Here is a 14,053-nt window from a genome sequence, read left to right as displayed (position 1 = left end):
AGTTCTTAACTTTCATTATTAAGTAAAATAACATCTCGGTTTTACTCTTATATGATTTAATATAAATTCTTATAAGGTTATAATGTTTATCTAAAAATTAAATATATTTCTAATATTATTATGTCTCGAGGTAGCCTGTGTCTATTTTCCTAGCCAATGGAGATACTAATCAAACCCCTCAGGAGCTGTCTTCTTCCCCTCCACCGCCACCGTCTCCATTGAGCCCAGAGGCTACGGGGCTTCGTGCTTCTCTAACCACTCAACAAGCTCTTTTAGATACTGTAGAGGGAGAGATCTCTTCTATGGATCAGACGGATCTGAAGAAGATGCGTTTATATAAGATTGCTCTTGTTATTTTGACAGTGATTGGGATGGCGATTCTCTTTGTCATTCCAGTAGCTATGGTTTTCAATGTATCTATGTGGATTCCTATTGTGATTACTTTAGGGGTGTCCTTAGTTAGCGCAGCTGTCACCAATAAGCTAAGATCTCGTTGTGAGGAAATAAGGTTAAAATATCGTTCTCTACAAGTCTATCGTAGACATTTATTTAGCAAACATCCGGATCTCAAAAGCTCTACTTTATCTAAGTATCATGTTGAGCTTCCTAAAGGGGGATCGTTAAAAGAAAAGCTACTCGCTCAATTGCGTCCAGATATGCATCAAAATTCGTTTGATGGGGGAGCCTCTTTAGATCAGAATATAGGTTTATCAGGGGAAATAAACTCACGTTATCAGTGTGAAGCACTTTTAGGCGTGGATAATGTCAATGATGCGGCGTGGCAAAAACGTCTTACCGATGTATTGAATGCTAAAGTAGAATTATTAAAAAATAATTCTGCTTATGCAGCTTTGCGAGGTCTTTCTAACTCTGCTCTGCAAGAGACTGGGGTGGATTTACCCTCATTACTTCCGGGAATGGATTTCATAGATCTTGCTAAATCTTTAATGAGCATCTGTGGATTCGGGAATAGAGTTGGTTTAGAGATCCGCCAATCTATCGATCAATATGAGCGTACGTATTTACATAGTAAGACGCTTTCCTCTTGGTTATATGATGTCTCTCCCGCAACACGGTTATATTTATCTCAGGAACGACAAACTATTGATGTTACCTTAGATATGTTCTCAAAGCTACAAAACCATGTCAATAAAGTGCACCTTGCAGATTGGGTAGTGCATTTTGAAAATTGGAAAACGGATGTTTGTACCTTAGCTGGAAACCCTGCAGATCCCGATCTACATAAGAAAATTATAGCAGGTGCAAATAAGCTTAATATTCATGAGGGAATAGATAAACCTCGCCAGGCTATGGTGAGAAATATCCTTATTCAGCTTGAGGCTATTATCACAGAACATCAATCTGAGAATTTGGCAAATGTAAATAGAATGAAAGTAGATCTTGAAGCATCTATAGAAACAGAGTTCAAGAAGATGTGTAAATCCTTAGGGAATAAGCACGCGAATCCTTCAGATTTGTTGAATAAAGTAGAAAGAGAGTTTATCGGATATCTTGCAAGCTTAGGGAATTTGAGTCCTCTATTTGATAAGATCTATAAATGTATACAGCTTGGAAAGTTTGTCCGCATGGATATGGAGAAGGCTATCCAAAGGCACCCCGATAATCAACGCATTAGGATTTTAAGTTCTATAGATCAGCTATTAAACTTAGTAAATAGAGATAGCTGGGGAGCTGTATCTACGAAATCTATAGAAGAGATTCTTAAAGAAAAGCATAGGATTAAACAAGATTTAGAAAAAGCACGACAGAAGGTCGAACAGTGGAGCGAGAAGTATAATAACTTTAAAAGTTATAAGATGACCCGAGTCTTAATGAATGACTTTTCTGAAAGTTATTCTACGATAGAGTCTGAAATTGATAAATTGTGGAAAACACATCATCGGGCCTCTGATGTTAGAGGTTTCATAGATGGTTGTCGTAACTTTTTAGATACTACCTATGGTGCTCTTGGAGGTTCTCAAAATCTTCCTACTAAAGAAGAGATCACCGCGTGGTCCGAAGAGTTTAAAACCCTAATTAACGAATTAGACAGCATAATTCCTGATATTCAAGCCGTAGGACAAAGAATTCAAACTGAAGGTACTTCAGGGAACTCCATGCTATTACAGGCAATTACTAGCAAAGAGTCTTCTTTAAAAGCTGCCTCTAAGAAAAAAGCTGCAGAGCTCACAGCCGCGATTAAAGGACAGTATCCAGGATCCCAGGAAAGTATCACTACGTTGCTTGATGATGGTATTAATCAGATACAGGCTCTTCTTGGAGGTATGGGGGATTTAGAGCAGTCTTTAAATGATCCTGATAACATTGCTGTTGAAGAGGTAATTCGTGCCTCTAACCATCTATTTTCAGTGATGCATAGTCCTAAATCTACTAAATTAGGAGATTTAGAAAAATTATTATCAGCACGTAGTGAGGGTATTGCTAGCGCATCAGCTATGGAGCAAAGAGAAGCTGCAGAAAGTACTATGCAGACGGTTAGAGATGCTCAGAAAGTCGGGAAGAGTTTCTGGGAAACACGTAATAAAGATTTAGATAGTTTCTTAAAGCAGGTACAAAAAATCGCCAGTAAATGGAACATGGGACAGTCTATTGTCATGTTCGTTTCGGGTTTGATTCTTCTTATTGTCAGTTTATCCCTACTATCACTCCAGATGGTATGGTTGCCCGTAGGTATTAGTGCCGTTGCTCTTGTTTTGCAGATCATTCCAATGTTCTTTAATCATATGATCGAGAAAAAGACTTTTGATGTGCGTGCGACATCATTGGCAAAAGATATGCTTCCCTCGACAAAAATTCTTACTTCAGAATTTGATAATCCAGATGTTCAGCGTCTTTCTCAAATTCAAGATATTTTACAGTTGGAAGGTTATGAGCAGGCTTGGGCTAGAGGGATTATTAAGGATCTAGACGGTTCTCCTATTGATAAGAAGGACGATTTCAAAAAATCGATCAAAGAACTTAAAAATTCTTCGAAATCTTTAGATAAAAGCATTAAAAAACGTTTTGGAACTACTGATCTTCAAAGTATTATACATCGTAAAAAGTCTGCCACAGAAGTTCCTCAAGAAGCACAATCTGACGCTTCCTCCCAACAAGAACAAGATTCTGTAATAAATAGAGTGGTTGCAAAATCCTCAGATTCTACTAGAGAAGCTAGTATAGCTGCACGTCAGCATCGTTTAGATCAGATTACAGTGGATATTTCCCGCATAGAGGAAGAAGAGAATAAGATAGTAGATTATCGTCTCCGTTACAATGTTGAGATGACACGTTATGAGCAGCAATCTGCTTATCGTAATCAGTTGCAAAAGCAATTTGAGGAGGCTAAAGCACAATTTCCTGTTTTGGAGAAAAATCTTGTTGAGAGCCAGGGAATAGTAGATATGTTTACTCAAGCACTATCCCAAGTGCCTGCTGCACAAACGAATCCTCAGGAAATTAATAGTAAGCTTGATGTTCTCACTCAGTTAATGTTTAAAATCCATAATTCGAATACCAGCGCTAATGATGTGCGAGAGGCCAAGAAGCTCTTTGACAATTTGGTTCAAGAAGCTGCTGATAGAGGAAATCTGCAAGATCTCCAAGATGCGTTAGAAGTGTCTGCATGTTTAGGAAATAATGACGTAAGGTTAGACCAAACACGTAGAGATCAGCTTTCTCGCTTTCAGCTTGCTAGGGCAGCTTCTCTACCCGGTGAAAATGTAGGATCGCAACGACCACGTTTTATGTCTCAAAGATCTGTAGTTGGTGAGCAAGAGCTCGAAGTGCGTAAGAGAGCTTTGGATTTCTTAGGTGTGAGTTATATCTCTCCGTTCTTAGAGTTTTCTTCCTCTACTATCTACGGGAAAGGAAGTTCTATGGCTCAAGATGCTTTAGGAGAGCTTCGACTTCTCAAAATGAAGATGGATTCAGGAGATGAGATTTCTTCTGAAGAGTATAAAAAGGCCAAAAGACTTCTTTCTTCCTACCTAGATCTAGAAAGGCAATTATCTCCATTAGCTTACGGAACATTATTAGGAGATGAGAACTTTATTAAAAGTGCGCAAATGATGAGAGAGAAACAATCTCTTCAGGAGATCGTTGGAATCAATATCACTGTCGGTCGCCATGATTTATGCTCTTTAGCGCTTAAACGAATCGATAATTGGATAAATAAGAAAGTCGAAAAGACAGAAAATAAAAGTCTGATTTCTAGTGTATTAGAGGGTATTCGAGCTTATGATAGCTCTAGTTCTTCCGATAGTCAAGAGAAGCTGCGCGATCTGTATGGGGAACTAGTGAAGCTTCCTAAGCACATTTTAATGCGTATAATAAAGAATTTCAAAGTTCAAGCTTTATTGACTACGCAAAAGATACAGAATGTCAAGGAAATACAGAAACAGCTTATCAAAGTTTCCAGTGTAGTTGAAGAGAAGGATAAGATGTTCGTCCAAAGTCGTGCAGACTGGGAGGATGAACTACGAAATTTATCGCAGATACTTCAAGATTTGCAGAAAAGAAAACAACAACTAATTCAAGAGAAAGTCTCACTTCGAGATAGATTATTCTCAGATGAGATTGATAATTAGGTAAAGAAAAGGGAGTTTACTGTATCTGGAAAGCCAGAAATTTTCAGATACAGTATTCTCTTAATCTATTTTCTCAGCAGCAAATATCCGCAATAAATAGGAAATAAGCTCGTGTAATTTGAACTTATGTGTCCTATAACCGATATAGCAATCGGGACGGATGATAAATAACGAATCCGGATTTGCATGATAGAGATTCAAAATCTTTTGATCTTTGGTAACAATTACCTCTAACCATTCCCCATACTCTTCTTTGAGGGCCTGTTCTAGGTCATTACGTTCTTTAAAGAAGATCAGAAGATGCTTGGTGCTCTTCAAACCATCTAATAAATAACCCCCGTTTTCAAGCTGAGCGTTAATAGCACGCATTCCAGGTCCGGGCCCAAGAACTTCTTTATCTTGAGAAGACATTTTAATAATATCGCTATTTTGATATTTCAATGCCTTGTGCGGAGGGTAGTAATACTCTCCTCCAGAAACATCTAATTGGCGGCAGCCCTTTAAGAAATAATACATAAGGGCTGGTGCATAAAGATTGGAAAACAATAGATTTTTAGCGCGTCTTTGTCTTTTCTCACTAAGATGGGGAAGAATGTTCCCACTTTCATTTTCTTTAGCTGTTATCAGGTATTTTGAGGCAGCCTTTTTTACAACAGGAATAAGCTTCCACGTTAAGTTAAAGGCAGCATGGATATTCGAATTTATTCCCGTAAGATAAGAGAAATTCAAGTTATTAGCCAGGTTCCCAACAAATAGGAAATTGCTGTAGTCCGTAGGATACTGATGGAAAACAGATTTTATATGATAATATTCATCCGCAACAGCAAGATTATAGTTATAGAGAAGCTTTTGTTTGTGTTTAACTGAGAGGGGATAGGAAGTATTTGTTAAGCAAAGTTGCTTGGATCCCTTCTCATGATTATAAAAGACAAAATTCAAGAAACTTTTTGAGCTGGGAACAAGGTGGATATGGCTTTCTTCAAAAGGTTCACCTTCATCACAGTGAACAAAAAGAACTTCTTTTGCTTGTTTGCGTAGTTTTAGCTGGGTTTTAAAAAGATCTCGAATATCAGGATCAGCATCAGCTTCGGCAGCAATTACCCACTTAGGATTATAAATTTCTCGATTCTCGAAATTTTGTGATGTCTTAGTGCTTTCAATGAAGATGCTATTGTCTACCAAAGTAACGGGGCGTGTACCCCAATGTATAATCCCACCTTGTGCTTCAAACTTATGGATGAGGTGCTTCGTTAGTTCTTGATAAGAGGTCGATAAAGCAAAAGGAAAACGCGATTCCGATGCTTGGTTAAATTTAAACAAGACCGTGCGTTTCTTCCAATGATAACGAGCGCCGAAGAGTTTATAACCCTTTTCTATGAAATTATCTAATAGGCCTGCGTTGTCTAAGAGTTCTAGAGAAGAACAAGATAAAACAATAGGCAATTCCCTACAGTCTATAAGATCGGGATCGTCCGAGGAATCTCGATGGTCTATAACTTTTGCAAGAATGCCGTGCTGAATCAGCATGTTTGCTAAAATGAGACCCGTGGGGTTTGCACCTATGACTAATACATCTGTCATATCGATCTCTATAAGTAGAAGACACGAATAAACCTAGTATAGGGAAAAGGATCAGATGAATCAAGCAGGTAATGATATGAAAAAGCTTGTTACCCTATTTCTTCCCGAGAAGTATTTTTAGATATGCACACTAGATCATATATGTTTATAAAGTAGATTGAAAATACTCGACAATATCGTTAATAATAACTGCTAAATATGGAGATGAGCCCAAATTATGGTCAGTATTTTCATAAGTTTTAAATTCTGTATTCCCGGGAGCGGTATTTTTAAATAGATCCCGCTGCGTTAGTGAAACTAAATTATCCTCAAGACCCTGTAAATGCAGAATAGGTATTCTTACAGGTAGAGAATTTAAAACAATATGGTCTTGAAGGGAAAGAAAATCTTTCACATCCTCTTCACATACCACTAGAGGCGCTGGACCAAATCCAAAATCTTTTCCAAGATTGCCCACGATATTAGTATTATTTTTTACAGCTTCATACATTTCTTTAAATAAAATAGCTCCGTCTGCAACTGGTGCCCAAATACTTATGGCGCGAATGTGAAACTGTTTAGGGTTATAAAAACTTGCTAAATGAAATGCTGTGTGACAACCCAGGGAGAAACCCGCAATACCTAATCTATGTGGATTGATTTCAGGATACTGTATAAAAGTATAAAGAATATCTTCGCCATTTCTTAAGTAGGTTCTAATAGGTACTTCGGTAGCAATACCTTCGCTGTTGCCACAACCAGCCATGTCAAAGCGTACACTAGCAATTCCTGCTTGAGCTAAGGAGCGAGCGATTTTTCTATAAGATCCTGTTAATCCTCCGACTGTGCTACCTCGGAACCCGTGGAATAGGATAACCATAGGATAACCGCCTTTCGGCATTGGAGTTGTGGGTAAGTGTAGCGTTCCTACAAGATTATGCTCACCACTTTGTATGTTGATCGCCCGACAGATTTCATTTTTCGGAGTCTTTGTTTTATTGATAATAAGTAGGGTGTCGGGGATTTCTGGGAATCCAGGGATTTTAACGGCTTCAGCATAGGATGCGTTTGCTATTATGAAAAACAAAAAAATAAATGCGGATAGTTTACGCATTTTAACTAACATGGAAGACAACCTAACTAAAAGATAATTAAAATAGGGTTTTATATTTTTTTTGTCAATGGGGCGAAAAGGAAAAGCGGGTCAAAACTATAACATAAGTTGTTTTTTATAAAAATTTTTAATCTTTTATGACCTCTCATATAGAAGATACTTGTCTTTTCATCAAGTGAGCGATACACTAGCCTTTATTTTAAAAAGATCTCTTTGTCAGGATATTATGCGGTACGATCCTAGTTTAATAGAAAAAAAGTGGCAGGAATTTTGGAAAGAGCACAGAAGCTTCAAGGCAGATGAGGCTAGTGATAAACCAAAATATTATGTATTAGATATGTTTCCTTATCCTTCTGGAGCAGGATTACACGTTGGTCATTTGATAGGTTATACCGCTACAGATATTGTAGCTCGGTATAAAAGAGCTAAGGGATACTCAGTTTTACATCCTATGGGTTGGGATAGTTTTGGATTGCCTGCAGAACAGTATGCTGTTAGGACAGGTACGCATCCTAGAGAAACTACACAGAAGAACATAGAAAATTTTAGAAAGCAGCTTTCTGCTATGGGATTCTCTTATGACGAGAGTAGAGAGTTCGCCACTAGTGATCCGGATTACTATCGTTGGACACAAAAACTATTTCTTTTTCTTTATAAAAAAGGTCTTGCCTATATGGCAGATATGGCGGTCAATTATTGTCCCGAGCTGGGAACAGTTCTATCCAATGAAGAAGTAGAAAATGGTTTGTCTGTAGAAGGAGGGTATCCTGTAGAGCGCAGAATGTTGCGCCAATGGATTCTACGTATTACGGCTTATTCAGACCAGCTTTTGGAGGGTTTAGAAGCTCTTGATTGGCCAGAAAATGTTAAACAGCTTCAGAGAAATTGGATAGGGAAGTCGGAAGGAGCTCTTGTACGTTTTAAGGTAAATAAAGAAAGTGTTTTAGAGGTATTTACAACGCGTCCAGACACCATATGCGGTGTATCATTTTTAGTAATTGCTCCAGAGCATCCTGAGGTTAATCAATTAATTTCTGAGAATCAGCGTGAAGCTGCGGAGGGCTATATTCGTTATGCTCAAAGTAAAAGTGAAAGAGATCGTATAAGTGAGACTAAGGTAAAAAGCGGAGTGTTTACAGGAACATATGCTAAACATCCTATAACTGGAGCGGATATTCCTATTTGGATTTCGGATTATGTGATTTTAGGTTATGGCTCTGGTGTTGTTATGGGTGTTCCTGCTCATGACGAAAGAGATAGAGAATTCGCAGAAACCTTCTCCTTACCTATTTGTGAGGTTCTTGATGAAGATGGATATTGTATTCATAGTAACCATGGGGACTTTCATTTAAATGGTCTTAGGGATCAAGAGGCTAAAGACTACATAATTGCTTATTTGCAAAAGAAAAATTTAGGAGAAGCTAAAGTTGCTTATAAGCTACGTGATTGGTTGTTTTCCCGACAAAGGTATTGGGGAGAGCCAATTCCTATTATTCACTTTGAAGATGGTACTTGTCGTCCTTTAGAAGACGATGAGCTTCCCTTATTGCCTCCTGAAGTCCAGGATTATCGTCCTGAAGGTTTTGGTCAGGGACCTTTGGCAAAAGTAAAAGAGTGGGTGGATATTCATGATATAAAAACTAACCGATTAGGCAGACGTGAGACACATACTATGCCCCAATGGGCAGGATCGTGTTGGTATTACCTACGTTTTTGTGATGCTCATAATTCTCAAGCTCCTTGGTCTAATGAAAATGAAAGATACTGGATGCCTGTAGATCTATATATTGGCGGTGCAGAGCACGCTGTTTTACATCTATTATATTCTCGTTTCTGGCATCGAGTATTTTATGAAGCTGGTATGGTTTCCACAGCAGAACCATTTAAAAAGCTGATAAATCAAGGATTAGTTCTGGCAACTTCTTATCGGATTCCTGGCAAAGGTTATGTTTGCCCTGAAGATGCTCATGAAGACAATGGTATATGGACGGCTACTTCTGGAGAAGAATTAGAAGTGCGTCAGGAGAAGATGTCTAAATCTAAGCTAAATGGAGTGGATCCTCAAATCCTCATCGATGAATTTGGTGCAGATGCATTACGTATGTATGCAATGTTTTCTGGACCTTTAGATAAAAATAAGCTTTGGTGTAATCAAGGTGTTTCTGGCTGCAGACGCTTTCTCAACCGTTTCTATGAAATGGTGACATCATCTTCTGTTCAAGATGTCGATGGTCCTAAAGGGATGGCTTTGGCGTATAGATTAGTGCATCGTGTAGGTGAGGATATTGAAAAAATGTCTTTAAATACTATTCCATCTTCTTTTATGGAGTTTATAAATGAATTTGTGAAGCTTGATGTCTATCCTAAATCAGCTTTAGCTATGGTTGTACAGGCTTTAGCTCCTATAGCCCCTCACATTAGTGAGGAGCTATGGGTAGTCTTAGGCTACGCTCCTGGTATAGATACTGCAGGATGGCCGAAAGTAGATCCTAAATATTTAGAAGATACTTCGGTAACATTTGTAATACAGGTAAATGGGAAGCTACGCGCGCGTTTAAATATGGATAAATCAACTTCTAAGGAAGAAGCCTTATCTTTAGCAAAAGAAGCTGTCGCTAAATATCTAGAAGATAAAGAAATTAGAAAGGAAATTTTTGTTCCTAATAGATTGGTGAATTTTGTTCTATGATCAAACGTCGACTTACTAAGCTACACACTTTCTTATATGATTGTTTTTTAATTTTTGCATTTACAGTAGCACTTCCCAGAATTCTTTATAAAAGATTCGTTCATGGTAAGTATAAAAAGTCATTAAAAATTCGTTTTGGTTTAAAGAAACCTGAATTGCCTGGAGAAGGTCCTGTAGTTTGGTTCCATGGAGCTTCTGTAGGTGAGGTGTCTCTTCTTGTCCCTATTGTGCAGCAGTTCATGAAAGATTATCCTCATTGGCGTTGTGTTGTCACTGCCTGTACTGAATCTGGATGCCAGAATGCCGAAAGATTGTTCGGACCTATGGGAGTTACAACCTTCATTTTGCCTTTAGATTTAAGTCTGATTATTAAACCTGTTGTTAGAGCCATCTTACCCTCTTTACTTGTATTTTCAGAAGGAGATTGCTGGTTAAATTTTCTTGAAGAGGCAAAAAAGGTAGGAGCTACAGCAATCGTAATTAATGGGAAGCTCTCTGCAAACTCTTGCAAATGGTTCACAATTTTAAAACGGTTTGGTAGGAACTATTTCTCTCCTATAGATGGATTTCTACTCCAAGATGATCAACATAAAGCACGTTTTTTACGTCTTGGTGTTGATGAAAAGAAGATAACAGTCACAGGAAATATTAAAACCTATACAGGAATTTTATCTGAAAATAACCAACGGAATTATTGGAGAGAGAAGCTCCAAATATCTCAGGATACAGAGCTGCTTGTTTTAGGCTCCACACATCCTAAGGATGTCGATGCTTGGATTCCTGTAATTCGTCAACTTCGTCATAGAAATCTCAAAGTGCTTTGGGTGCCTCGTCATATCGAGAGAACTAAAGAATTGGAAAGTCTCTTAGTAAAAGAAAATATTTCTTATGGCTTATGGAGTCGGGAAGCTACATTTGATAAAAATGATGCGATTATTGTTGATGCTATAGGTTGGTTAAAGCAACTATATTTTGCTGCCGATCTTGCTTTTGTTGGCGGTACGTTCGATGATAGAATAGGGGGACATAATCTTTTGGAACCCTTGCAATGTGGTGTCCCATTAATTTTTGGTCCTTATATTAAATCTCAATCAGATTTGGCAATGCGTTTATTATCGATAGGAGCGGGTTGTTGTTTAGATAAGAGAAACATGCTAGAAGTGATAACTTCTTTACTTGATCATCCTGAAGAAAGAATTACTTATATTCGTAAGGGGAATACGTTCTTACATGAAGAAAGAGCAGCTTTTGATTGTACCTGGGAATCTTTTAAGAGATATATCCCTTGTGTAAAAATATAGAGATTTGCTAAAGTCTTTTACTTATCGCGGGATAGAGTAGTGGTCATCTCGTTGGGCTCATAACCCAAAGGTCGGAGGTTCGAATCCTTCTCCCGCTATTAATTTTACCATCTAGTGTGGCGGTATAGCTCAGATGGTTAGAGCAGCAGAATCATAATCTGCGAGTCGTTGGTTCAAGTCCGACTACCGCTATTTTCTTCTATAAGCATCTTTTTAGAGAGTAGTTTTTTGAAGTAGCCAACTATGTTGCCTTAAAAGGTGCTTATTTTTCTCTTCTACTTTCTATTTCCATAGTAATGTTAAAGGCCTTTGATCTACTAAACGTTCCTCACCGAAGTATTGCAATGGTCCGGGGAAACAGTAAAGATCTTTCATTAAGCATGCATCACTTTGATTTAGTAGATACTGTACTTCTGGAGCATTAGGATTTACAGAATCAGTTTTGATTACAGGTGTATCTTCTCCTAAGCGATGTTCCAATTGCATCATTTTATACAGAGGTGTAGCTCCACCACTCCATTCGTTATAGGAACTAGCAAGGTTATTGATGGTTACCATATAGCCGGTCCGTTGTCTAACGAGAAAAAGAGCGGAAATAATGCCCAAAGCTAGTCCATAATTTGCATCAAAATTTGAGGGGAATCCTGCTCGGGATTCATAACCAAAAAAGTGATTTACAGATTGGAATTCCATATTTGGTTCTATTTTCTGAATTTCTTTTTTTATTAATGCGGCCAAGAGCTCTTCGGTGGCAATTTTAGATACACGCACATTTCCATAAGAGTCTCTAGCAATTAGTAATTGATGAGCAATTTCTGTAGGCAAAGAAGAAAATGTCTTCAGAGATTCTGGAGAAAGCTTTTGATTTACATTATCTAAATTCAGATTGTTGTCTAACAATAAGACATTCAACTCATTAATTAGCTTTCTCGTATCAAATACATGTTCAAGTAAACCTTCGGGAATAAGCATTGTACTATAATTTTTCCCTGATCTATAACGGTTTACTAGGCCCATAGCGATATGTTCGCTAAGCTTTTGTAGGGAAATCTTCCTCATAGCGATATGCTCACTAATGAGAGTAACATTGGGTAAGGTCTGTAAACCACACTCTAAAGTTGTATAGGAAGCTTTTTGTCCCATGAGACGGACAAAATGGTGGTATTTCTTTATAGATAAAGTGTCTTTTTCTAAATTCCCGATCATTTCTGAGTAGATGCGACAGGAAGTATGAAAGCCTAATGGTGTTTCAATCCAGAAATTTTTGAGATCCCCATCAATAGTTTTAGGCACTCCTATAATAGGAATATTACAGTTATGCTTAAGGAAATACTCAGCGAGCATTGCAGTGTCGGTATTAGAATCATTTCCTCCTATAATGAGTAAACCATCCAGCTTTAGCTTTTTCACATTAGTGAGGATTGTACTTTTTTGTTCCTTGGTTTTGATTTTCTCCTTACTGGAAGAGAGCATGTCAAAACCTCCGACATTGTAATAATCATAAATTACAGAAATATCGAGATCTTTGTATAGTCCACGAGTTAATCCCAAAGGGCCTTGGATAAACCCATACAGCTTTGTTTTTGGATTGAAGGCTCGTAGGCCTTCAAAGAGCCCTATAACTACGTTATGGCCTCCAGGGGCTTGACCTCCAGAAAGTAAAACACCAATTCTTAAGGGTTGTGAAGGCGAGGCTTCTCCTTTTTCAATAGTTACTTCAGGAATAGAACATAAATTAGGAATATATTCTTGAAGATCTTTAGGGATGGAGGGAGGCTTTGTAGAATCTACAATATGTAGTGATGTGATACCATTTAAGAAACTTAGCGTTTCCGGACGATAGTGCAAACGTTGTAATTCAAAGTAACTTTTATTTACAGAGAGAAGCTCCATAGGTAGTTCCTAGGGAATAAGTTGATGTTTTAACCATTCTACAAGTTCTAATAACATAGAGCAAGACTGAGGAATATGGTGTCCTGTATTTGGATATGTGCGTATCTCACAAGGATTCGGTTTACGGCTCATAGCCTCAGCAAAGATTTTCTGATGATGTAAAGACACGGTTGTATCATTTTCTCCTTGCATATGGAGTATAGATAGAGAATCAGAAAAATTAGGAATTTCTTTAGTCACGTCCATTTCAATGAATTGTGAACAAAACGTTTTGTTTATTGGCATACCTGCATAGAGAATATCTTCTGAAGATGAAGCATGGGCAATAAGGTTATTGGGGATATTGATAGCTTCCTGTAGCCATATAGCACCTTGGATTGTTGGTGCCCATACAGCAAGACTTTTTACATATTGTAGGGTAGGCATATTTAATAGAGCTAAAGTTGCTCCTAATGAAGAACCAAAAACGGCAATATTTTTCGTATCGATATTATTTAAGCCATAACCATGGGAGACAATCTCATTTGCACTAGTGATATAATCACTAAATGAGAAGTCATATAGGGAACCCTCGGAATCACCGTGTCCGGGAAGATCAACACGTAAGACAGAGATACCATGTTCTGTGAGTTTTTCAGCAAGCTGCACATGCGTGCGTTTAGAGCCGATTTTACTTGAGGCTAATCCATGAAGAGTAATCACCAATGGGTAAGGAGCACAAGCCTGCAAAGGTGTATGAAGAACACCAAAAGTTGTGATGTTATTGAGAATATTAAATTTTATAACATGGCGTTGTTCATGTTTGTGGCATGTAGTGCTCATTCCGTTACATTTCTCCTAAGTTTATGGAGGCTTTTACAATGTTAATTTAGTTTTTTAAAAAGAATTCGTCGAGAAGAAACACCTC

Annotated in this window: 7 protein-coding genes and 2 tRNA genes; 5 read left to right on the top strand and 4 right to left on the bottom strand. The window is 37.9% G+C overall.

Features of this window, described 5'->3' with window-relative positions; all coding sequences use genetic code 11:
- Window positions 1-137 precede the first annotated feature (137 nt).
- The gene (locus H9Q19_RS00250) at window positions 138-4,589 is read left to right on the top strand and encodes a coiled-coil domain-containing protein (protein ID WP_213241101.1); all 4,452 of its coding nucleotides are present in this window, start codon (window positions 138-140) and stop codon (window positions 4,587-4,589) included.
- Between the two features lie 60 nt (window positions 4,590-4,649).
- On the opposite strand, the gene H9Q19_RS00245 is transcribed toward H9Q19_RS00250, so the two are convergent.
- Window positions 4,650-6,170, bottom strand: a complete 1,521-nt coding sequence (locus H9Q19_RS00245) for an FAD-dependent oxidoreductase (RefSeq protein WP_213241099.1) — start codon at window positions 6,168-6,170, stop codon at window positions 4,650-4,652.
- Window positions 6,171-6,315: 145 nt separating this feature from the next.
- Complete coding sequence (locus H9Q19_RS00240; protein ID WP_213241999.1) at window positions 6,316-7,263, bottom strand: alpha/beta hydrolase; 948 nt, start codon at window positions 7,261-7,263, stop codon at window positions 6,316-6,318.
- Window positions 7,264-7,489: 226 nt separating this feature from the next.
- Here H9Q19_RS00240 and leuS point away from each other — a divergent pair, with 226 nt between their 5' ends.
- From leuS to H9Q19_RS00220, 4 genes are all read left to right on the top strand, one after another.
- Entirely contained in the window at window positions 7,490-9,952 is a 2,463-nt protein-coding gene (leuS, locus tag H9Q19_RS00235; RefSeq protein WP_213241097.1) for a leucine--tRNA ligase, read from the top strand.
- On the top strand, window positions 9,949-11,253 hold the full coding sequence (waaA, locus tag H9Q19_RS00230) for a lipid IV(A) 3-deoxy-D-manno-octulosonic acid transferase (RefSeq protein ID WP_213241095.1): 1,305 nt from the start codon (window positions 9,949-9,951) through the stop codon (window positions 11,251-11,253). The genes leuS and waaA overlap by 4 nt, the downstream gene beginning before the upstream one ends.
- 25 nt (window positions 11,254-11,278) lie before the next feature.
- Window positions 11,279-11,351, top strand: a tRNA-Met gene (locus H9Q19_RS00225).
- Window positions 11,352-11,371: 20 nt separating this feature from the next.
- A tRNA-Met gene (locus H9Q19_RS00220) sits at window positions 11,372-11,445 on the top strand.
- Between the two features lie 90 nt (window positions 11,446-11,535).
- On the opposite strand, the gene H9Q19_RS00215 is transcribed toward H9Q19_RS00220, so the two are convergent.
- A complete protein-coding gene (locus H9Q19_RS00215) occupies window positions 11,536-13,146 on the bottom strand; it encodes a diphosphate--fructose-6-phosphate 1-phosphotransferase (RefSeq protein WP_213241093.1) in 1,611 nt (536 codons plus the stop codon).
- A gap of 9 nt (window positions 13,147-13,155) precedes the next feature.
- A complete protein-coding gene (locus H9Q19_RS00210) occupies window positions 13,156-13,968 on the bottom strand; it encodes an alpha/beta hydrolase family protein (RefSeq protein ID WP_213241091.1) in 813 nt (270 codons plus the stop codon).
- Window positions 13,969-14,053: the final 85 nt, after the last annotated feature.

The organism is Chlamydia crocodili (assembly GCF_018343815.1).
Classification (GTDB): Bacteria; Chlamydiota; Chlamydiia; order Chlamydiales; family Chlamydiaceae; genus Chlamydia; species Chlamydia crocodili.
This window is presented reverse-complemented; position numbering and strand designations above follow the sequence as displayed.

Excerpts from the sequence above, each read along its gene's own strand:
- H9Q19_RS00245 (WP_213241099.1), bottom strand. The coding sequence starts at position 6,170 with ATGACAGATGTATTAGTCATAGGTGCAAACCCCACGGGTCTCATTTTA.
- H9Q19_RS00240 (WP_213241999.1), bottom strand. The coding sequence starts at position 7,263 with ATGCGTAAACTATCCGCATTTATTTTTTTGTTTTTCATAATAGCAAAC.
- leuS (WP_213241097.1), top strand. The coding sequence starts at position 7,490 with ATGCGGTACGATCCTAGTTTAATAGAAAAAAAGTGGCAGGAATTTTGG.
- waaA (WP_213241095.1), top strand. The coding sequence starts at position 9,949 with ATGATCAAACGTCGACTTACTAAGCTACACACTTTCTTATATGATTGT.
- H9Q19_RS00215 (WP_213241093.1), bottom strand. The coding sequence starts at position 13,146 with ATGGAGCTTCTCTCTGTAAATAAAAGTTACTTTGAATTACAACGTTTG.
- H9Q19_RS00210 (WP_213241091.1), bottom strand. The coding sequence starts at position 13,968 with ATGAGCACTACATGCCACAAACATGAACAACGCCATGTTATAAAATTT.